At 71.8% G+C, this 20,524-nt stretch carries 17 protein-coding genes; 4 read left to right on the top strand and 13 right to left on the bottom strand.

Annotation, left to right across the window (positions count from 1 at the left end; genetic code table 11):
• Positions 1–310: 310 nt before the first annotated feature.
• The 3 genes from AB0K09_RS12235 to thyX form a co-directional block, all read right to left on the bottom strand.
• Positions 311–1,996 (bottom strand): ribonuclease J, encoded by a 1,686-nt coding sequence (locus AB0K09_RS12235; RefSeq protein ID WP_366065255.1) that lies wholly within the window; start codon positions 1,994–1,996, stop codon positions 311–313.
• Between the two features lie 91 nt (positions 1,997–2,087).
• On the bottom strand, positions 2,088–3,020 hold the full coding sequence (gene dapA / locus AB0K09_RS12230; protein WP_366065254.1) for a 4-hydroxy-tetrahydrodipicolinate synthase: 933 nt from the start codon (positions 3,018–3,020) through the stop codon (positions 2,088–2,090).
• A gap of 189 nt (positions 3,021–3,209) precedes the next feature.
• Positions 3,210–3,950, bottom strand: a complete 741-nt coding sequence (thyX, locus tag AB0K09_RS12225) for an FAD-dependent thymidylate synthase (RefSeq protein ID WP_366065253.1) — start codon at positions 3,948–3,950, stop codon at positions 3,210–3,212.
• Positions 3,951–4,155: 205 nt separating this feature from the next.
• On the opposite strand from thyX, the gene AB0K09_RS12220 reads away from it, so the two are divergent.
• Entirely contained in the window at positions 4,156–4,398 is a 243-nt protein-coding gene (locus AB0K09_RS12220; protein ID WP_366065252.1) for a hypothetical protein, read from the top strand.
• 73 nt (positions 4,399–4,471) lie between these two features.
• Complete coding sequence (locus AB0K09_RS12215; protein ID WP_366065251.1) at positions 4,472–5,176, top strand: hypothetical protein; 705 nt, start codon at positions 4,472–4,474, stop codon at positions 5,174–5,176.
• Here AB0K09_RS12215 and AB0K09_RS12210 read toward each other — a convergent pair.
• The 6 genes from AB0K09_RS12210 to eccD all read right to left on the bottom strand — a co-directional run bounded on the left by AB0K09_RS12210 (position 5,166) and on the right by eccD (position 12,241).
• On the bottom strand, positions 5,166–5,633 hold the full coding sequence (locus tag AB0K09_RS12210) for a hypothetical protein (RefSeq protein ID WP_366065250.1): 468 nt from the start codon (positions 5,631–5,633) through the stop codon (positions 5,166–5,168). The two genes, AB0K09_RS12215 and AB0K09_RS12210, sit on opposite strands and share 11 nt — an antisense overlap.
• Positions 5,634–5,638: 5 nt before the next feature.
• Complete coding sequence (gene dapB, locus AB0K09_RS12205; RefSeq protein WP_366065249.1) at positions 5,639–6,400, bottom strand: 4-hydroxy-tetrahydrodipicolinate reductase; 762 nt, start codon at positions 6,398–6,400, stop codon at positions 5,639–5,641.
• Positions 6,401–6,428: 28 nt separating this feature from the next.
• Entirely contained in the window at positions 6,429–7,808 is a 1,380-nt protein-coding gene (locus tag AB0K09_RS12200) for a pitrilysin family protein (protein ID WP_366065248.1), read from the bottom strand.
• Positions 7,805–10,024: a polyribonucleotide nucleotidyltransferase gene (locus tag AB0K09_RS12195; protein ID WP_366065247.1), complete on the bottom strand. Its 2,220-nt coding sequence runs from the start codon at positions 10,022–10,024 to the stop codon at positions 7,805–7,807. Before AB0K09_RS12195 ends, AB0K09_RS12200 begins: the two co-directional genes overlap by 4 nt.
• Before the next feature lie 271 nt (positions 10,025–10,295).
• The gene (gene rpsO / locus AB0K09_RS12190) at positions 10,296–10,583 is read right to left on the bottom strand and encodes a 30S ribosomal protein S15 (protein ID WP_366065246.1); all 288 of its coding nucleotides are present in this window, start codon (positions 10,581–10,583) and stop codon (positions 10,296–10,298) included.
• Positions 10,584–10,777: 194 nt separating this feature from the next.
• Complete coding sequence (gene eccD, locus AB0K09_RS12185) at positions 10,778–12,241, bottom strand: type VII secretion integral membrane protein EccD (protein ID WP_366065245.1); 1,464 nt, start codon at positions 12,239–12,241, stop codon at positions 10,778–10,780.
• A 188-nt stretch (positions 12,242–12,429) separates the two neighbouring features.
• On the opposite strand from eccD, the gene eccCa reads away from it, so the two are divergent.
• On the top strand, positions 12,430–16,380 hold the full coding sequence (eccCa, locus tag AB0K09_RS12180; RefSeq protein ID WP_366065244.1) for a type VII secretion protein EccCa: 3,951 nt from the start codon (positions 12,430–12,432) through the stop codon (positions 16,378–16,380).
• Between the two features lie 57 nt (positions 16,381–16,437).
• On the opposite strand, the gene AB0K09_RS12175 is transcribed toward eccCa, so the two are convergent.
• Both AB0K09_RS12175 and AB0K09_RS12170 read right to left on the bottom strand, forming a co-directional pair.
• A complete protein-coding gene (locus AB0K09_RS12175) occupies positions 16,438–16,746 on the bottom strand; it encodes a WXG100 family type VII secretion target (RefSeq protein WP_366065243.1) in 309 nt (102 codons plus the stop codon).
• 50 nt (positions 16,747–16,796) lie between these two features.
• Positions 16,797–17,150, bottom strand: a complete 354-nt coding sequence (locus AB0K09_RS12170) for a WXG100 family type VII secretion target (RefSeq protein WP_366065242.1) — start codon at positions 17,148–17,150, stop codon at positions 16,797–16,799.
• A 175-nt stretch (positions 17,151–17,325) separates the two neighbouring features.
• Here AB0K09_RS12170 and AB0K09_RS12165 point away from each other — a divergent pair, with 175 nt between their 5' ends.
• Positions 17,326–17,565, top strand: coding sequence for a DUF397 domain-containing protein (locus tag AB0K09_RS12165; protein ID WP_366065241.1), 240 nt, complete (start codon positions 17,326–17,328; stop codon positions 17,563–17,565).
• 28 nt (positions 17,566–17,593) lie between these two features.
• Here the strand turns inward: AB0K09_RS12165 and AB0K09_RS12160 are convergent, their stop codons facing one another.
• Complete coding sequence (locus tag AB0K09_RS12160) at positions 17,594–19,024, bottom strand: PQQ-binding-like beta-propeller repeat protein (RefSeq protein ID WP_366065240.1); 1,431 nt, start codon at positions 19,022–19,024, stop codon at positions 17,594–17,596.
• A gap of 130 nt (positions 19,025–19,154) precedes the next feature.
• On the bottom strand, positions 19,155–20,524 hold a 1,370-nt coding region (locus tag AB0K09_RS12155; RefSeq protein ID WP_366065238.1), incomplete at its 5' end, for a PQQ-binding-like beta-propeller repeat protein.

Genomic DNA, 20,524 nt, shown 5'->3' with positions numbered 1-20,524 from the left:
AAAGGAACCTCGTCTCAGAGAGACGGGGTTATCAACATATCTGGCGTTGACTTTTGGCACGCTGTTGAGTTCTCAAGGAACGGACGCTTCCTTCGTACTCACCCTTTCGGGCTTTCCTCCGGGCGCTTCCCTTCGGTGTCTCCGACTTTATCAGATTTCTCTGAGCCGGTTTTCCATCCGCTTTCCGGTCGACGCCCTTGCACCCAAGTGCTGAGGCGTTCCCGCTGCGGTGGAGCCGTAAACGTACTGGACGGCCGCGCCCGGATGCAAATCGAGGCCGGGGGCGGCCGTCCATACGGCTGATGCGACGTCAGACCTCGACGACGATCGGGAGGATCATCGGGCGCCGGCGGTAGCTGTCCGACACCCACTTGCCCATCGAACGGCGCACGAGCTGCTGGAGCTGGTGCGGTTCGGCGATGCCGTCGGCGGCGGCCTTGGCGATGGCCTCCTCGATCTTCGGGGCGACGGCCGCGAAGTCCGCGTCGTCGATACCGGAGCCGCGGGCCTGGATCTGCGGGCCGCTCACGACCTTGCCGGTCGTGCTGTCGACGACCACGAAGACCGTGATGATGCCCTCCTCGCCGAGGATGCGGCGGTCCTTCAGCGAGGTCTCCGTGACGTCGCCGACCGAGAGGCCGTCCACGTACACATAACCGGCCTGGACCTTGCCGACGATGCGGGCCTTACCGTTCACCAGGTCGACGACGACGCCGTCCTCGGCGATGACGATGTGGTCCTTGGGGACGCCCGTCAGCGCGCCGAGCTCGGCGTTGGCGCGCAGGTGGCGCCATTCGCCGTGGACCGGCATCAGGTTCCTCGGCTTGCAGATGTTGTAGAAGTACAGCAGCTCGCCGGCCGAGGCGTGGCCAGAGACGTGCACCCGGGCGTTGCCCTTGTGCACGACGTTGGCGCCCCAGCGGGTCAGGCCGTTGATCACGCGGTAGACCGCGTTCTCGTTGCCCGGGATGAGGGACGAGGCCAGGATGACGGTGTCGCCCTGGACGATGCGGATCTGGTGATCGCGGTTGGCCATGCGGGACAGAGCGGCCATCGGCTCGCCCTGGGAGCCCGTGCAGACGAGCACGACCTCGTCGTCCGGCAGGTCGTCCAGCGTCTTGACGTCGACGACGAGACCGGCCGGGATCCGCAGGTAGCCCAGGTCGCGGGCGATGCCCATGTTGCGGACCATCGAGCGGCCCACGAAGGCCACCCGCCGGCCGTACTCGTGCGCGGCGTCCAGGATCTGCTGGATGCGGTGCACGTGGCTGGCGAAGCTGGCGACGATGATGCGCTTCTGGGCGCCGGCGAAGACCTGGCGCAGCACGCCGGAGATGTCGCGCTCCGGCGGCACGAAGCCGGGGACCTCGGCGTTCGTGGAGTCCACGAGCAGCAGGTCGATGCCCTCCTCGCCGAGCCGGGCGAAGGCCGGCAGGTCGGTGAGGCGGCGGTCCAGCGGGAGCTGGTCCATCTTGAAGTCGCCGGTGTGCACGGCCATGCCGGCCGGGGTGCGGATGGCGACGGCCAGGGCGTCCGGGATGGAGTGGTTGACCGCGATGAACTCGCAGTCGAAGGGACCCAGGCGCTCGCGGTCGCCCTCGGCGACCTCGAGGGTGTAGGGGCGGATGCGGTGCTCCTGGAGCTTGGCCTCGATCAGGGCGAGGGTGAGCTTGGAGCCGATCAGCGGGATGTCCGGCTTCTCGCGGAGCAGGTACGGGACGCCGCCGATGTGGTCCTCGTGGCCGTGCGTGAGCACGATGCCGTCGATGTCGTCGAGGCGGTCACGGATGGACGTGAAGTCCGGCAGGATCAGGTCGACTCCGGGCTGCTCCTCTTCCGGGAACAGCACTCCGCAGTCGACGATCAGCAGGCGGCCGCCGTACTCGAAGACGGTCATGTTGCGGCCGATCTCGCCGAGACCGCCGAGGGGCGTGATGCGCAGGCCGCCCTCGGGGAGCTTCGGCGGCGGTCCGAGTTCGGGGTGCGGGTGACTCAAAAGACTCTCCTCACCACGCGCGCCACATGTCCCGGGGACACATGGCGCGCGTGACATCCGTACATGTGCGGTTGTCGTCTGTGCTCTGTCTTCAGTTGTGGATCTTCAGTTGTGAAGTCTGTGCCGGAAGCTGCACCCCGCCTGCGGCGAGGTCGCTCCTGAGCTGCTCGGTCTGCTCGGGCGTGAGCTCGACGAGGGGCAGTCGCAGGGGGCCGGCGGGCAGGCCCTGGAGGGCGAGGGCGGCCTTGGTGGTCATGACGCCCTGGGTGCGGAACATGCCCGTGTAGACGGGCAGCAGCCGGCGGTGGATCTCGGCGGCCTTGGCGACGTCGCCGGCGGTGTACGCCTCGGCGAGCGCGCGCAGCTCGGGGGTGACCAGATGGCCGACCACGGAGACGAAGCCGACGGCGCCGATGGAGAGCAGCGGCAGGTTGAGCATGTCGTCGCCGGAGTACCAGGCGAGGCCGCTGCGGCTGAGGGCCCAGCTCGCCTGGCCGAGGTCGCCCTTGGCGTCCTTGTTGGCGACGATGCGCGGGTGCTCGGCCAGCCGGACGATGATCTCGGTCTCCAGCGGGACGCCGCTGCGGCCGGGGATGTCGTAGAGCATCACCGGGAGGTCCGTGGCGTCGGCGACGGCGGTGAAGTGCCGGTACAGGCCCTCCTGCGGGGGCTTGTTGTAGTACGGGGTCACGGCCAGGAGGCCGTGGGCACCGGCCTGCTCGGAGAGGCGGGCGAGCTCCGTGCTGTGGCGTGTGTCGTTGGTGCCGGCTCCGGCGATGACGTGGGCGCGGTCGCCGACCGCCTCGACCACGGCGCGTACGAGCTGGACCTTCTCCGCATCGCTGGTGGTGGGGGACTCGCCGGTGGTGCCGTTGACGACCAGGCCGTCGTTGCCGGCGTCGACCAGGTGGGTGGCGAGCCGCTGGGCGCCGTCGAGGTCGAGGGCGCCGTCTGCGGTGAAGGGCGTGACCATGGCGGTCAGGATCCGCCCGAAAGGCGTGTGCGGTGTAGAGGTCGGAGCCATAAGGGCCACGCTACTCGTTGCTCACCGTGAGGTGCTCCCTCGGGGGAGTACGAAAGGGATCCCGGCACTGCCTGCTCGGGGGTTCAAGCAGTGCCGGGTCCGTTTCTTCAGCCTAGATGACGATGAAGAAATGCCGCAATACGGACACCTGCGTTCGTAGTCCGCCGGCCGTCCCTGCGACGCGTCCGGTTACGGAGCGACACGGCCGTTCTTGTTGAACGCGGCGTAGGTGAGCGGCATGAGCTTGGCCCACTCCGCCTCCATCTTCTCGCCCACCATCTCGATCTCGCGCTGCGGGAACGAGGGGACGGCCGCCTGCTCGTGCTGGGTGCGCAGGCCCAGGAAGTGCATGAGGGAGCGGGCGTTGCAGGTGGCGTACATGGAGGAGTAGAGGCCGACCGGGAGCACCGAGCGGGCGACCTCGCGGGCCACGCCGGCGGCCAGCATCTCCTGGTACGCCTCGTAGGCCTGGCGGTAGGAGTCCTGCATGGTCCGGCCGGTCAGCGCGTGCTGCTCGGGGGTGCCCTCGACGAAGACGTACTTGCCGGGGCGGCCTTCCTGGACCAGCTTGCGAGAGGTGTCCGGCACGTAGAACACGGGCTGGAGCTCCCGGTAGCGGCCCGACTCCTCGTTGTAGGACCAGCCGACCCGGTGGCGCATGAACTCGCGGAACACGAAGATCGGCGCGCTGATGAAGAAGGTCATCGAGTTGTGCTCGAAGGGGCTGCCGTGGCGGTCGCGCATCAGGAAGTTGATCAGCCCCTTGGACCGCTCCGGGTCCTTGGTGATCTCCTCCAGGGACTGCTCGCCGGCGGTGGAGACGCGGGCCGCCCACAGGACGTCGGAGTCGGCAGCGCTGTGCTTGACCAGCTCGACGGTCACGTCGCTGCGGAAAGTGGGCTTGGCGTCCTCGGTGGTGCTGTCGGTCACCGGCGGTCCTTCCAGTTCGCAATGCTCGGGCGCGCCCCAGACTACGGGGCACCACTGACACTCGGCTCCTGCCGGGGACGGAGTCGCAGGTCAAGACCCGGCGGTTGATATTTTTCACAGAAGTTACGGAAAACGGGCACCTGCGGGGCCTCCCGGCCGTCCTTCTGTGTGACTGACCGCTTCGAGGTTCCTAGGAGAGCCCTTCATGTTCCGCCGGCGAGAGCCCGTGCCGTTCGCCTTCGTCGCCGAAGCCGAGCGTTACCGCAGCAACGTCACGCCGCCGCCCCGGGAACGCGCCAGCCGCTCTGAGATAGCTGGTCGCGTCCTCGTGGGGCTGACGGTCACGGCGGGGCTGGTCGGAGCGCTGCTGTTCGGGATGCCGTCGCTCGACACGGGTCCGCAGAACCCGCACCGCACACAGCAGTCGGAGGCCAAGGACGGCCGCTGATCGACTTCTGTCGGTCAGCAGGTAGCCTCACCCGGCACAGCAATCCAGCGTGCGCCGTGAGTGAGGAACCGTCGTGCCCCTTCCCTTTCTGACCGCCGACCGCGACGGCGGCGAGCTCGCGACCGCGACCGCCGCCGTCCCCACGTCCTACGAGACCTTCTCCGAGGACACCGGCAGCTGGCGCCGTCCCTACCGCCCCGGACCGTGGCGAGTGGGCGGCGCCGCGCTGTTGCTGCTGGTGAGCGCGGCCGTACTCGTCGCGGCCCTGGTCGTCGCATTCGCCGGCTCGCTGCCGGGCGCCGGGATCTGCGTCGCCGTCGCGGCCCTGGTGACAGCCCTGGCGGTGCGGATCGTGCGCACGGGCATATGGGTGAGCGCGCGCGGGCTCCGTCAGCTGCGCCCGCTGTCCACCACCACCCTGTCCTGGGCCGAGGTCGCGGGCGTACGGACGGTGCGGCGGCCGGTGCGGCGCCTGGGGGTGCTCGGGGCCGTGGAGGGGCAGGCCCTGGTCGTCGAGCGGGTGGCGGGCGAGCCGCTGCGGCCGCTGGTGACGGAGCACGGCGGCGACTTCCTGGGCCGCCCCCAGGCCTTCGCGACGGCCATCGGCGCGGTCGAGGGCTGGGTGGCGGACTTCACGGGCGGGGCGGACGCACCGCACCCGGCCACGGCCGCCGTACCGGCCTACGGCGCCACCGCCGTCCACACCCCCGTGCCGCCCGCCGCCCAGGCCCCCGCGCCTGCCGCGGCCGGCGATCCCAGGGAGCTCCTCAGGGGCTGACCGTGCGCGACGCCGTCGCCTTGCCGTCGTGCAGGGCGATGGCGCGCTGCATGGCCTTGCGCGCCCGGGGGGTGTCCCGGGCGTCGTGGTAGGCGACGGCGAGGCGGAACCACGAGCGCCAGTCCTCCGGGGCGGCCTCCGTCTCGGCCCGTCGCCGGGCGAACACCGCGTCCGCCGAGTCGCGGTCGATGCGGCCGCCGGGGGTGCGGACCAGCTCGTCGACCGGCAGCCCGCCCTCGGCCTCCAGCTCGCGCGCGAGCCGGCCGGCGTCGCGCGCGAACTTGGTGGTCCGGTAGAGGAACCAGGCCCCGATGAAGGGCAGGACCAGCACCGCGACGCCGAAGGCGACGGTGATGGCCGTGCCCTGCTCGATCAGCATGATCCCGCGGCTGCCGACCAGGACGAAGTAGACGACCAGGACGGCCGCCAGGGCGAAATAGACGATTTTCGCGCGCACGGTGATCAGCCCAGATCCAGGAAGTGTTCCAGCCCGAAGGTCAGGCCGGGGGTGTCCACCACGCGCCGCGCGCCGAGCAGGATGCCCGGCATGAAGCAGCTGTGGTGCAGCGAGTCGTGGCGGATGGTGAGCGTCTCGCCGGTGTCGCCGAGCAGCACCTCCTGGTGCGCCAGCAGCCCCCGCAGCCGTACGGCGTGCACGGGCACGCCGTCGACGTCCGCGCCGCGCGCGCCCGGCAGGGCCGTGGTGGTCGCGTCGGGCTGCGGGGCACAGCCCGCCTCGCGGCGGGCCGCCGCGATGAGCTGAGCGGTGCGGGTGGCGGTGCCGGAGGGGGCGTCCGCCTTGTTCGGGTGGTGCAGCTCGACGACCTCGACCGACTCGAAGAAGCGGGCCGCCTGCTGGGCGAAGGCCATGGTGAGCACCGCGCCGATGGAGAAGTTCGGGGCGATGAGCACACCTGTCGACCGGGCCGTGGGCGAGGCCGCCAGCCAGGAGCGCAGCCGCTCCAGGCGGTCCTCGGTCCAGCCGGTCGTGCCGACGACGCCGTGGATGCCGTTGCGGACGCAGAACTCGAGGTTGTCCATCACCGAGTCGGGGTGGGTCAGCTCCACCGCGACCTGGGCACCTGCCGCGGTCAGGGCGTCGAGGCTGTCGCCCCGGCCCAGTGCGGCCACCAGTTCCATGTCGTCGGCGGCTTCCACGGCCCGTACGGCCTCGGAGCCGATGCGGCCCCCGGCGCCGATGACGGCGACGCGCAGCTTGCTCATCGTCCCTGCTTCCCCTGAATCGACCAGATCAAGAAACGGCTTCGTGCAGGCGGGCGGCCTGCTTGTCCTTCAGCGGTCCGATGACGGACAGCGACGGACGCTGCCCCAGTACATCGCGGGCCACTTCGCGGATCTCGTCCGGGGTGACGGCCGCGATGCGGGCGAGCATGTCGTCGACCGACATCTGGTCGCCCCAGCACAGCTCGCTCTTGCCGATGCGGTTCATCAGCGCGCCGGTGTCCTCCAGCCCGAGGACGGTGGAGCCGGAGAGCTGTCCGATCGCCCGGGCGATCTCGTCCTCCGGCAGGCCCTCCGCGGCGACCCGGTCCAGCTCGTCGCGGCAGATCCGCAGCACGTCGTGGACCTGGCTCGGGCGGCAGCCCGCGTAGACGCCGAAGAGGCCGCAGTCGGCGAAGCCCGAGGTGTAGGAGTACACCGAGTAGGCGAGACCGCGCTTCTCCCGCACCTCCTGGAAGAGCCGCGAGCTCATGCCGCCGCCCAGGGCGGTGTTGAGCACGCCGAGGGCCCAGCGGCGCTCGTCGGTGCGGGACAGGCCGGGCACGCCGAGGACGACGTGTGCCTGCTCGGTCTTGCGGCCCAGCAGCTCCACCCGGCCGGCGGTGCGGATCTTCTTCGTGCCGGCGCGCGGGGCGGTGGGGACGGCGTCCGTGCGGGTCAGGGCGCCGGCCTTCTCGAAGGCGGCGCGCACCTGGCGGACGACCCTGGCGTGGTCGACGTTGCCCGCGGCGGCCACGACCAGGTGCGTGGGGTCGTAGTGCTTCCGGTAGAAGCGGGCGATCTGGTCCCGGGTGAGGGCGTTGATCGTGTCGACCGTGCCCAGGACCGGGCGGCCCAGCGGGGTGTCGCCCAGCATGGTGTGCGCGAACAGGTCGTGCACGCAGTCGCCGGGGTCGTCCTCCGTCATGGCGATCTCTTCGAGGATCACCCCGCGCTCGGCGTCGACGTCGGCCGGCTCGATCAGCGAGCCGGTGAGCATGTCGCAGACGACGTCGATGGCCAGCGGCAGATCGGTGTCGAGCACCCGCGCGTAGTAGCAGGTGTACTCCTTCGCCGTGAAGGCGTTCATCTCGCCGCCGACCGCGTCGAGGGCGGCGGAGATGTCGAGGGCGCTGCGCTGGGCGGTGCCCTTGAAGAGGAGGTGCTCGAGGTAGTGGGTGGCGCCGTTGAGGGCCGGGGTCTCGTCGCGGGAGCCGACGTTGGCCCAGATGCCGAAGGTCGCCGAGCGTACGGACGGCAGGGTCTCGGTGACCACGCGCAGTCCGCCCGGCAGGGTGGTCCGGCGGACCGTGCCGATGCCGTTCTCGCCCTTGAGAAGCGTTTGGGTACGGGCGACGGCCCGCCCCTCGGTGGAGGGGCGGGCCGTCTTCCGTGTACTACGGGACGTCACTTGGCGGACTCGTCCTTGGTCTCGTCGTCGCCGTCCTCGCCCTCGATCACGGGGACGAGGGAGAGCTTGCCGCGCTGGTCGATCTCGGCGATCTCGACCTGGACCTTGGCGCCGACCCCGAGCACGTCCTCGACGTTCTCCACGCGCTTGCCGCCGGCGAGCTTGCGGATCTGCGAGATGTGCAGCAGGCCGTCCTTGCCCGGGAGCAGGGAGACGAACGCACCGAAGGTGGTGGTCTTGACGACCGTGCCCAGGTAGCGCTCGCCGACCTCCGGCATGGTCGGGTTGGCGATGCCGTTGATCGTGGCGCGGGCGGCCTCGGCGGAGGGGCCGTCGGCGGCACCGATGTAGATGGTGCCGTCGTCCTCGATGGTGATCTCGGCGCCGGTGTCCTCCTGGATCTGGTTGATCATCTTGCCCTTGGGGCCGATGACCTCACCGATCTTGTCCACCGGGATCTTGACGGTGATGATCCGCGGGGCGTAGGCGGACATCTCGTCCGGCGTGTCGATGGCCTCCATCATCACGTCGAGGATGTGCAGGCGCGCGTCGCGGGCCTGCTTGAGGGCCGCGGCCAGCACCGACGCCGGGATGCCGTCGAGCTTGGTGTCGAGCTGGAGGGCGGTGACGAACTCCTTGGTGCCGGCGACCTTGAAGTCCATGTCGCCGAAGGCGTCCTCCGCACCGAGGATGTCGGTGAGGGTGACGTAGTGGGTCTCGCCCTCGATCTCCTGGGAGATCAGGCCCATGGCGATACCGGCGACCGGGGCCTTGAGGGGCACACCGGCGTTCAGCAGCGACATGGTGGAGGCGCAGACCGAGCCCATGGAGGTGGAGCCGTTGGAGCCGAGCGCCTCGGAGACCTGGCGGATGGCGTAGGGGAACTCCTCGCGCGTCGGCAGCACCGGCAGCAGGGCGCGCTCGGCGAGGGCGCCGTGGCCGATCTCGCGGCGCTTGGGGGAGCCGACGCGGCCGGTCTCGCCGGTGGAGTACGGCGGGAAGTTGTAGTTGTGCATGTAGCGCTTGCGCGTCACCGGCGAGAGGGTGTCGAGCTGCTGCTCCATGCGGAGCATGTTCAGCGTGGTGACGCCCAGGATCTGGGTCTCGCCGCGCTCGAACAGCGCGGAGCCGTGGACGCGCGGGATGGCCTCGACCTCGGCGGCGAGCGTGCGGATGTCCGTCACGCCGCGGCCGTCGATGCGCTTCTTCTCCTTGATGACGCGCTCGCGGACCAGGGTCTTGGTCAGGGAGCGGTACGCGGCGGAGATCTCCTTCTCGCGGCCCTCGAACTGCGGGAGCAGCTTCTCGGCGGCGAGCGCCTTGACGCGGTCCAGCTCGGACTCGCGCTCCTGCTTGCCGGCGATGGTCAGCGCGCGGGCGAGCTCGTCCTTGACGGCGGCGGTCAGCGCCTCCAGGACGTCGTCCTGGTAGTCGAGGAAGATCGGGAACTCGGCGGTCGGCTTGGCGGCCTTGGCGGCCAGGTCCGACTGGGCGCGGCACAGCACCTTGATGAAGGGCTTGGCGGCGTCGAGACCGGCGGCGACGACCTCCTCGGTCGGGGCCTCGGCGCCGTCCTTGACCAGCTGGATGGTCTTCTCGGTGGCCTCGGCCTCGACCATCATGATCGCGACGTCGCCGTCCGGCAGGACGCGGCCGGCCACGACCATGTCGAAGGCGGCGTCCTCGAGCTCGGTGTGGGTCGGGAAGGCGACCCACTGGCCCTTGATCAGCGCGACGCGGACGCCGCCGATCGGGCCGGAGAAGGGCAGGCCCGCCAGCTGGGTGGAGGCGGAGGCGGCGTTGATCGCGACCACGTCGTAGAGGTGGTCGGGGTTGAGCGCCATGACCGTGGCGACGACCTGGATCTCGTTGCGCAGGCCCTTCTTGAAGGACGGGCGCAGCGGGCGGTCGATCAGGCGGCAGGTGAGGATCGCGTCCTCGGAGGGGCGGCCCTCACGGCGGAAGAAGGAACCGGGGATCTTCCCGGCGGCGTACATGCGCTCCTCGACGTCGACGGTCAGCGGGAAGAAGTCCAGCTGCTCCTTGGGCGTCTTGGAGGCGGTGGTGGCCGACAGCACCATGGTGTCGTCGTCCAGGTACGCGACGGCGGAGCCGGCGGCCTGCTTGGCCAGGCGGCCCGCCTCGAAGCGAATGGTGCGGGTGCCGAAGGCGCCGTTGTCGATGACGGCCTCGGCGTAGTGGGTCTCGTTCTCCACCAGGGATATCTCCTCGTCTGCGCCCCCCGCCCGTGTGGCGGGGGACGGTGGTGGAGGGCGCCATTGCTCTGTGCGGGCCGGTCTTCGATCGAAGCACCCGGAATTCCCCGTTCCGGGGGCCACTACCGAGGACCGGCGGAGAGACCGGCGCTCCTCCTCATCCGTTTTGTCGTTGTGGGACCAGACTACAAAGCTTCTGCTCCGGTCCGCTTCCCACGGAATACACGAAGGGAGCGGTCCCCGGGGTGGGAACCGCTCCCTTCATGGCGTTCTACTTCGCGCCGGCGGCGCCGCGGCGGATGCCGAGGCGGTCGACCAGGGCGCGGAAGCGCGTGATGTCCTTCTTGGCCAGGTACTGCAGCAGGCGGCGGCGCTGACCGACCAGGAGCAGCAGACCACGGCGGGAGTGGTGGTCGTGCTTGTGGGTCTTGAGGTGCTCGGTCAGGTCGGAGATCCGACGGGTGAGCAGCGCGACCTGGACCTCGGGGGAACCGGTGTCGCCCTCCTTGGTGGCGAACTCGGCCATGATCTGCTTCTTCGTAGCGGCGTCGAGCGACACGCGGTACTCCTTCTGAGTGTCTTTACTGGCCACCGAGTGCCCCTGGTCTTGGTCTCAGGGGAGCTTCCGTTACTCGGGAGGCGGGGTCCGCTGGGCGCTGTCCTCAGAGAGCGGGGCCCTCCGAAGGCGCGTACACAAACGGCCGTCGACCACAGTAGCAGGCCGGCGCGCCGGCCCGGGCCGCACCCGCGCGTTTACGTGCTGGTCAGGCCACGGACGGTGGCGTAGACGTCGAGCACGGCGAGACACAGCGGTACGAGCGCCAGCAGCAGGGCGCCCTCGGCGAGGTCCGAGAATCTCCCCCAAAAGGGGGACAGCCCCTTGCGGGGGACGATCAGCGCCACACCGGTGAGCACGGCGCCGGCCGCGGCGACGGCCGCCGTCAGCCAGATCGTACGGACGTCGAGCGGGCCGTGGTCGTGGGCGAGCAGCGCGCGGACGGCGCCGGCCGGCGGCCTGAGGGCCGTGCCCAGGGCGAGCAGCGCGAGCGCGGCCAGTCCGGCGGCGAGCACCGCCGCCACCTGCGGGGTGCGCCGGAAGAGGCGGGCGCGCAGCAGCATGGCCGGCCCGATGGCGAGGGCGAGCAGCCGGCACCAGCCGTCGCCGGCGAAGGCGAGCACGGCGGCGGAGCCGGTGACGACGGCCGAGCAGCCGCCGACGAGACCGAGGAGGAGTTCGTGCCCGCGGCGGGCCCGGTCCGCGATCCGCTCGGCGTCGACGGGGACGGCGCCGGGCCCGCCGTCCGCCCCGGTACCGGCCGCGGTCGCCGGGCGTGGCGCGGCGTATCCGATCGGCAGCCGGGCGACGCGGGCGGACAGGCCCGGCAGGAAGCCGATCGCGCCGATCGCGGCCACGCCGCAGACGGCGGCCGTGCGCGCGGGCGCCGCCTGGGTGAGGATCGCGCAGAACGTCGCCAGGGTGCCGGTGGCCGCGGTGACCACCGCGGCGACGAAGACCCCGTCCCCGCTCGGCACGGCCGCGACGAGCACGACGGAGGCGATCAGTACGGCGACGCAGCCGAGCAGGAACTGCAGCCGTCCGATGCCCTCGCCCGGGGCGGGGGCCACGATGCCCGATCCGGCGACCATGAGGTGCGGCAGCGCGGCGAGGCCGAGCGCGAGGGCGGAGCCCCGGTCGCCGTAGACGCGGGCGCGGACGGCGGCGAGCGCGGTGAGCAGCAGGCCGGCGGCGCCGGCGATGACGCCCGGCAGGCCGTGCATGTCGTGCCCGGCGGGGTCGGCGCACCACAGGACGGCGGCCGTCAGGACGAGCAGCAGACAGCCGCCGGACAGACCGAAGGCGCGCAGCAGCCGCTCGTTCCACAGCGTGCCGTCGCGGGTGACGGCGGCGGCGATGGCGTCGGTGACGTCGTCGTGGACGGCCGGCGGCAGGGATTCGGCGAACGGGCGCAGCACGAGGATCTCGCCGTCCAGGACGCGCTGGGCGGCGAGCGTGCGCGCGCCGTCGAGGACGGTGCCGTCGCGCCGTACCAGGTGATAGCCGGCGGGGGTGCCGACGGGCTGGGTCTGTCCGGTCAGGCGGAGGATCTCCGGGTGGACGTCGGCGACCGCGATGTCGTCGGGGAGGGCGACGTCGATGCGACTGTCGGGCGCGACCACGGTCACCCTGCAGAAGCCGGTCGTGGCGGACGTACTCACGTGTGAGCCCCCTGGGTGGTTCTGCGGTCGTTCTGCGGTCGGCGCGCTCGGTCTCGCGCGCGGCGGTCACCCTATCCGGGCCGGTCCGGTGGCCGTCGGTAGGATCGCCCTCTCGCGGGGGCAGGCCGGCGCCACAGGGGCGGCGGCGCGGCAACGGGCCCTGCCGCGCCGAGGAGTTGAGTCATCCGGTGAGCCAGGTCGTCGTCAAGCGCCAGCCGCGGGCCTTCCCGCCGGAGGTGCCCGGCGAGGAGCTCCGGCTCGAGGCGCCGCCGGAACTGCCGCGCGGTCAGCAGGACGGCATGCTGATGCAGTTGCTGCCCACGCTGGGCATGGCCTCCTCGATGGTCTACTTCTTCATGCCGGGCGCCGCGCCCATGATGAAGATCATGGGCGTCATGATGCTGTGCTCGACGCTCGGCATGACGGTCGCGATGTTCCTCAGGCACCGCCAGGGCTCGCAGGGCCGGCTGGCGGACCTGCGGCGCGACTACCTCAAGTACCTGGCGCAGACCCGGCGTACGGTGCGGCGCACGGCCAGGGCCCAGCGCGACGCGCAGCTGTATCTGCACCCCTCCCCCGACCAGCTGTGGTCCGTGGTCGCCGACGGCGGCCGGCTGTGGGAGCGGCGGATCACCGACGACGACTTCGCGCAGGTGCGCGTCGGGCTCGGCGCGCAGCAGCTCGCCACTCCCCTGGTGGCCCCTCAGACCGCGCCGGTGGAGGAGCTGGAACCGCTCACCGCCGGCGCGATGCAGCAGTTCCTGGCCACGCACTCGTCGCTGGACGGCATGCCGGTGGCGCTGTCGCTGCGCGCCTTCTACCACCTGACGCTCTCCGGCGATCCCCGGGCGGCACGCGGGACGGCGCGCGCGCTCGTCGCGCAGCTGGTGACGCTGCACGCGCCGGAGGACCTCGTGCTCGCCGTGGTCACGGCGCGCGGTGCCGCGGCGCACTGGGAGTGGGCCAAGTGGCTGCCGCACGTCCAGGTGCCGGGCGTGGTGGACGGCGCCGGGCCACGGCGGCTGATCGGCGACGACCTCGCCGAGCTGGAGGAGCTGCTGGCGCCCCGGCTGGAGGGCCGGACCCGCTTCAACCGGGAGGGCAGGCCGCTGCTGGACGCGCCGCACGTGGTGGTCCTCGTGGACGGCGGCCGGGTGCCGCCGGACTCGGTGTTCGCCGCGGCCGAGGGCCTGCAGGGCGTCACCGTCGTCGAGCTGGTGCCGGGCGAGCTGGACGAGCCGCGCGGCGGGCTGTCCGTGGTCGTGGAGCCGGGCCGGCTGCGGCTGCTGTCGCAGCTCGCCGCCTACGACGGCGAGCCCGACACGCTCTCCCCCGAGGCTGCCGAGGCGCTCGCGCGCCAGCTCGCGCCCCTGCGCACGGGTGGTGGCGACGGCGACGAACCGCTGCTCGCCAATCTCGACTTCACCGATCTGCTCGGGCTCGGCGACGCCGGCGCGGTCGAGGTCTCGCGCACCTGGCGGCCCCGGCCCGTGGCCGAGCGGCTGCGGGTGCCGATCGGTGTCGACGAGTCCGGCGCGCCGGTGATGCTGGACCTCAAGGAGGCCGCCCTGGACGGCATGGGCCCGCACGGCCTGTGCGTGGGCGCCACCGGTTCCGGCAAGTCCGAGCTGCTGCGCACCCTGGTGCTGGGGCTGGCCGTCACGCACAGCTCGGAGACGCTGAACTTCGTGCTCGCGGACTTCAAGGGCGGCGCGACCTTCGCCGGCATGTCCGCGCTGCCGCACGTCGCGGCGGTCATCACCAACCTGGCGGACGACCTGACGCTGGTCGACCGCATGCGGGACTCCATCACCGGCGAGCTGCAACGCCGGCAGGAGCTGCTGAAGTCGGCGGGCAACTACGCGAACGTCCACGACTACGAGAGGGCGCGCCTGGCGGGCGCCCCGCTGGAGCCGCTCGCCTCGCTCGTCCTGGTCATCGACGAGTTCAGCGAACTGCTCACGGCCAAGCCCGAGTTCATCGACATGTTCATCCAGATCGGCCGCATCGGCCGGTCGCTGGGCGTGCACCTGCTGCTCGCCTCGCAGCGCCTGGAGGAGGGCCGGCTGCGCGGTCTGGAGACGTACCTGTCGTACCGGATCGGTCTGCGCACCTTCTCCGCCGCCGAGTCGCGCACGGCGCTGGGCGTGCCGGACGCGTACCACCTGCCGTCCGTGCCGGGTTCGGGCTACCTGAAGTTCGGCACGGACGAGATGACGCGCTTCAAGGCCGCGTACGTCTCGGGGGCGTACCGGGCCGGCGCGGCGGGCGGTACCGCGGGCGGGGCGCTGCCGGTGGAGCGCCGTCCCGTGCTGTTCACCGCCGGGCACGTGCCCGTCGCGTACGCCGCGCCGCCGGCGCCGGGAGCGGCCCCGGCGCGCGGGGAGGGCGACGCCTTCGCGGACACGGTCCTGGACGTCGTCGTGCGCCGCATCGAGGGCCAGGGGCCGCCGGCCCACCGGGTCTGGCTGCCGCCGCTGGACGAGGCCCCGTCCCTGGACCAGCTGCTGCCCGCGCTGTCGGTGGTGCCGGGCCGCGGCCTGACCGCCGCCGGCGCCGCGCGCGGGGGCCGGCTCGTCGTGCCGCTCGGTCTCGTCGACAAGCCCTTCGAGCAGCGGCGGGACGTCCTCTTCCGCGACTTCTCCGGCGCGGCGGGCCACATGCTGGTCGTCGGCGGGCCGCGGTCCGGCAAGTCGACGCTGCTGCGCACGCTGGTGGCGTCCTTCGCGCTCACCCACACGCCCGCCGAGGTGCAGTTCTACGGCCTGGACTTCGGTGGCGGCGGGTTGAGCGCCGTGGCCGGGCTGCCGCACGTCGGCGGCGTCGCCTCGCGCCTCGATCCCGAGCGGGTGCGCCGTACGGTCGCCGAGGTGGCGGGCGTCCTCGCGCGCCGCGAGGAGTTCTTCCGGGCCCGGGGCATCGACTCCATGGCGACCTACCGCCGGCGCCGGGCCGCAGGCGACTTCGCCGACCAGGAGTGGGGCGACGTCTTCCTGCTCGTCGACGGGTGGGCCGCCTTCCGGCAGGAGTACGAGATGCTGGAGGGTCTCGTCGCCGACATCGCCGGGCGCGGTCTCGGCTACGGCGTGCACCTCGTCGTCACCGCCTCCCGCAACATGGAGGTCCGGCCCGCGCTCAAGGACCAGCTCCTCAACCGCCTGGAGCTGCGGCTCGGCGACACCATGGACTCCGAGTTCGACCGGAAGGTCGCCGCGAACGTGCCGGCCGGAGTGCCGGGCCGCGGCCAGCTGCCGGAGAAGCTCCACTTCCTGGCCGGCCAGCCGCGCATCGACTCCGGTCACGACCCGGAGACCATGACGGACGCCACGGCCGCGCTGGTCGCCGCCGTCGACGAGGCGTGGTCCGGCCCGCACGCGCCGCGCGTCCGGCTGCTGCCGCGCCGGCTGCGCGCCGACGAGCTGCCGAAGGGGTTCGAGCACCCGGAGCGGGGCGTCGCCATCGGCATCGACGAGACGAACCTGGAGCCGGTCTTCGTCGACTTCGAGAGCGACCCGTTCTTCCTCGTCTTCGGCGAGAGCGAGTCGGGCAAGACCTCGGTGCTGCGGCTGCTGGCCCGGCGGATCACCGAGCGGTACGGCCCCGACGAGGCGAAGATCGTCGTCGGGGACTACCGGCGCACGCTGCTGGACGTCGTGCCCGACAGCCATCTGCTGGAGTACGCCCCGATCGCCTCGGCCATGGCCCTCCACGCCGAGGCGCTGGGCGGCCTGATGGAGCGGCGCGCCCCGCAGCCCGGCATCACGCCGCGGCAGCTGCGGGAGCGCAGCTGGTGGTCGGGCCCGCGGTTCTTCGTCATCGTCGACGACTACGAGCTGGTCGCGGCGGGCGGCGGCAATCCGCTCTCCGTGCTGACGGAGAACCTGCCGTTCGCGCGCGACGTCGGCGTCCGCTTCATCATCGCGCGCAACTCGGCGGGCGCGTCGCGCTCGTTGTTCGAGCCCTTCATGCAGCGGGTGAAGGAGCTCGGTGCGCAGGGCCTGGTGCTGTCCGGTGATCCGGGCGAGGGCGACCTCATCGGCGGCGTCCGCCCGAGGCCGATGCCGCCGGGCCGCGGCTGGTTCGTCTCCCGCAAGCGGGGCACGCCGCTGGTGCAGGTGGGGTGGCTGCCGGAGCAGTGACGCGGACCGCTCGCCGCGCGGTGCGGGAAGGCCGGGGGGCACGTCCCCCCGGAACCCCTAGTAGCCCTCGGTGAACAGCCGGGAGGCCCGGCGGTCCGTCGCGTGGTACTGCTCGCTGCCGGTGAGGACCAGGGCCGAGACCTTCTCCAGCACGTGCCTGATGCTCTCGGCCCGCTTCTTGAGCTGGTCCTGGGCGTGCAGCATCGCCTGGTGCGCCTCACCGTGCCAGCCGGCACCGACCTTGCCGACGGCGCTGCTCATGGTCTCGATCTCCCGCTCGATCACCCCGGCCGCGGCCTTGATCTGATCGGCGGTGTCCTTCAGCGAGGCGTAGGTGACGACGATCTCCCCGTCGTGGCCTGCCATTTTCCACTCCCCTTGGTGTCGAAAGTCGTTGCCGGACGTCACGCCCGCGCTCAGTAGGCGTCGATCGCGCTCTTGCCGTGCCCGCCGGCCGAGGTGACGCCGGCGTCGACGCCCTTGATGCTGGCGGCGATCTCCGCGTCGTTGGCCCCGCTGTCCCGGTGGGTCTTCGCCACGGCCTCGCTGAGGTGGTCGATGAGCCGGCGCACCGCGTCGTGGTCCTCGTTCAGCTGGAGCTGTGCCGCCCGGAAGGCGGCGTGGGCGTCGCCCTTCCACTGGCCGCCGTCGACGTTGGCGATGGCGTTCGCCAGCGTGCGCAGGTTGGCCGTGAAGGCCTGGCTCGCCTGGTCGATGGTGTTCTTGAAGGTGTTGAACGCCTCATCGTTGATCTTCTGGTCGCCGGCCATGTGCCGCCTTTCCCCGGTGAGTTGCCCGACGGGCCGAACCGCTCACTCTAGTCACCCGCGGCCGCCGTCCCGACCGCACGGACGCCGGGACGGCGCAAACCGTCCCCCGGACCGGCCGGCAGTTGCTAGCGTCGGCTCCGCCAGCCGTACGCCGTCGCCCGAGGAGCCTGTCGCAGTGGCCACTGAACAAGAGAAGGACGAGCTCTACGCCATGGACATCTCGGGGGTGGAGTGGCTCAGCGCCCCCGACAGCAACCCCGACGAGGCCCGCGTGGAGATCGCGTACCTGCCGGGCGGTGCCGTGGCCATGCGGTCCTCCGAGGACCACGACACCGTGCTGCGGTACACCGAGGCGGAGTGGCGCGCGTTCGTGCTCGGCGCGCGGGACGGCGAGTTCGACCTCGACATCTCCTGAGGGCCGCGCCCACTCCTGAAGGCCGCGCTCAGCCGCTGCCCCCGGGGACGGCGACCGCGAGGACGACGCCGCTCCGGTCGGGGACGTTGCCGTCGTTGACGAGCAGGAGGCGGTCGTCGCGCAGCCGGGGGAAGCCCGTGACCTTGGCCATCATGGCCTCGTTCTTGCGGTCGGTCTCCCGGTCCGAGTGCTCCACGGTGCGCCGGGCCTTGCCGTCGGAGGCCGATACGAACGTGGTGCGGCCGGGGCGTTGCGGGGTGGCGGTGGTGTAGGCGGCGACCTGGCCGTCGTGGACGGCGACGGGGATGGTGACGCGGTTGGCGTCCGCCTTGTAGGTCCAGCGCGGGCGGCCGGTGGACAGGTCGTAGGCCATGGTCACGCCCTGGCCCGCGACGTAGAGGCTGTTCTTGTCGGTCAGGGCGCCGGTGCAGCCCGAGGTGGACAGGAAGCACGGGCCCAGCCGCCAGTAGCCGTTGTAGGCGATGCGGGTCTTCTCCCGGCCGCCGGCGGGGTCCAGCACGACGAAGTCGTACCGGTCGTCCGGGCCGCCCTTGCCCGGGCTCTGGGTGAGGACCAGGGGGCTGGTGGAGATGATGGAGACGAAGCCGTCGTTGCGCGGGAGCGTCGTCGTCCAGCGGGGTTTGGCGAGGTTCGCCGGATCCAGGGAGCGGACGGTGATGTCGCGGGTTCCGCAGTAGTCGACGGCGATCAGCCGGTCGCCGCCCGCCGCGTCGGACCACTCGCAGGGGGCGTGCTTCTCCTGGGCCACCCGCTTGCCGTCGGAGAGCCGGCGGGTCTGGCTTCCCTCGGCCCAGGTCATGTAGACGTGGCCGGCGTTGAGGGAGAGCCTGGGTTCGGCCTTGCCCCACTTGTCGGGGTTGAGGTGGTCGTCGGCCTCGCGCTCCTCGACGAGCAGCTCGTTCCACAGCCGGTGGCCGTCGCGCAGGTCGATGGCCTTGAGGTCGATGCAGCTCTTGCCGAACATCGCGGCGACGACCACCACGTCGCCCTCCGACTCGCGGGAGGCGGCGCAGAGCCGGCCGGTGAGGATGAAGGACCACTTCTTCCGGCCGGTCTTGATGTCGTAGGCCGTGACCATGTCGGGCTCGGCCTTGACGACGAGCGAGGAGGTGAACCAGGTGCCCATGGCCTTGGTGAACTTCTGGTCCGGCGCGGTGCGCGCCTCGGCCTTCCAGGCGACCGATCCAGGGGCGGGGTTCTTCCCGTCGGCGGTCTGCTTCCCGCCCCCGGGTGATCCGCCGCCGGTGAAGGACCACAGGGCCCAGCCGCCCGCGCCGAGCAGGAGGGCGAGGACGAGGCCGATGAGGAGCGCCTTGCGCCGGGCCGGCCGTCCGCCGGCGGTGGCCGCTTCCCCGGCGGGGGACGGCTCCGGGGTGCGCGGGGTCGGGAGCGTCGGCGGATGGGGTGCCGGGGGCCGGGGCGCCGGGGGCTGGGCCATCGGCGGGAGCGGTGCCGGGTGCGGTGGATGTCCGCGGTGGGGCTGGTCCTGGTGGGGCGGTTGCTGCGTCACTGACGGGCTCCTGCGTTCGCTGTCGTTCGGTTCCTGGGCGTGCGGCGCGGGCGGCCGGTCAGCGGAAGGACATGATCATGGGGTGTTCGCCCATGACCTCGTAGGCGACCAGGTACAGGTGGCCGTCGTGGAAGTACGCGCTGCCGCTGCGGGCGAGCGCGTACTCGCGCTCGGCGGACTCCTGCGGCAGCCGCATGAGGACGGACGACTTGCCGTTCGCGGGGTCGACGGAGAGCAGGAGTCCGCTCTCGTCGCTGGTGGCCTGCTGGTAGACCAGCAGATGCCCGTCGTGCATGGCGACCGGGCGGCTGACGCGGCTGCCGCCGAAGTCGGACGTCCAGCGCGGTTTGCCCGTGGCCAGGTCGACGGCGGCGACGGTGTTGCCGCGGGTGCCGTCGGCGTTGTCCCTGTCGTCACGCGTGGCGAGGTAGAGGGTGTTGCCGTCGGCCACGGTGGAGTGGCACGAGGTCAGGTCGTTCTTCCAGCAGTCACTGAGCTGGTAAGGCCCGGCCGAGGCGGATATGAGGGGGTTCATGCGCCCGTCGGGGTCCAGGCTGACGATGTCCGAGGGCTCGGTGTCGTGGTCCCGTCCCACGGTCAGCACGGCGGGGTGGACGGAGAGGACGTTCTGCACCTCCAGCCCGTCGAGGACCTTCCAGGTCCAGTTCTCCAGGCCGCTCTTCGGGTCGACGTCCATGACGAACTGCCGCCCGAAGAGGTCGCACTGGGCGAGGGTGAGGTGGTGGGAGCCCTGGACGACCGTGCCGCGCTCCTCGCAGCCGTAGTCGTAGGGCCTCAGGGGGTCGCCCTGCACGGAGTAGACCATCGGGTCGCCCACGTAGGACAGCGTGATGCGGCCGTTGGCGACGGAGATGTTGCCGTCGCTGAACCGCTGCGACTTCCCCGTGTAGTCGGCCAGTTTCCTGCTCCACATCTCGCGGCCGTGCTCCAGGTCGACGGCCATCAGCATGTCGCAGTCGAATTCCTGCTTGCCGTAGACCACGACGCCCACGCCGCCGTCGGTGCCGGGTGAGCGGTTGCAGGCGTAGCCGGGCAGGTGGACGGTCCACTTGGTCCGGCCGGTCGTGGCGTCGTACGCCGTGACGTCCTTCTTGGTGGGCATCACGACCTTGTCGCCGGTGAACCACGGGCGGCCCAGGCGCTCGGAGTCCCCCTTGTCGGCGTTGGGTACGGCGGCCATCCACTCCAGCTTGGCGTCGACCGGCCGGTCGGCCTTCTTCGCGGGGGCCTGGCCCCCGTGTCCGTCGCGTCCCCACAGCAGCCATCCGCCGGTGCCCGCGCCGGCGACCAGCAGGAGGCCGAGTCCGAGGATCAGGGCCTTGCGGCGCTTGCCGGGGCCGCCCGCCGGTCCGCCGCCGGACGCGGACGGCGACGGCCGGGCGGCCGGCGAGGCGGGCATGGTGGGTG

Origin of the sequence: Streptomyces sp. NPDC049577 (assembly GCF_040675635.1) — a bacterium.
Taxonomy (GTDB): Bacteria; Actinomycetota; Actinomycetes; order Streptomycetales; family Streptomycetaceae; genus Streptomyces.
Note: the sequence above shows the minus strand (reverse complement) of the source record. Positions and strands in the feature narration are given on the sequence as shown.

Coding starts and splice junctions, on each gene's coding strand:
- dapA (WP_366065254.1), bottom strand. CDS start 3,020: ATGGCTCCGACCTCTACACCGCACACGCCTTTCGGGCGGATCCTGACC.
- AB0K09_RS12220 (WP_366065252.1), top strand. CDS start 4,156: ATGTTCCGCCGGCGAGAGCCCGTGCCGTTCGCCTTCGTCGCCGAAGCC.
- dapB (WP_366065249.1), bottom strand. CDS start 6,400: ATGAGCAAGCTGCGCGTCGCCGTCATCGGCGCCGGGGGCCGCATCGGC.
- AB0K09_RS12175 (WP_366065243.1), bottom strand. CDS start 16,746: ATGGCAGGCCACGACGGGGAGATCGTCGTCACCTACGCCTCGCTGAAG.
- AB0K09_RS12170 (WP_366065242.1), bottom strand. CDS start 17,150: ATGGCCGGCGACCAGAAGATCAACGATGAGGCGTTCAACACCTTCAAG.
- AB0K09_RS12160 (WP_366065240.1), bottom strand. CDS start 19,024: ATGGCCCAGCCCCCGGCGCCCCGGCCCCCGGCACCCCATCCGCCGACG.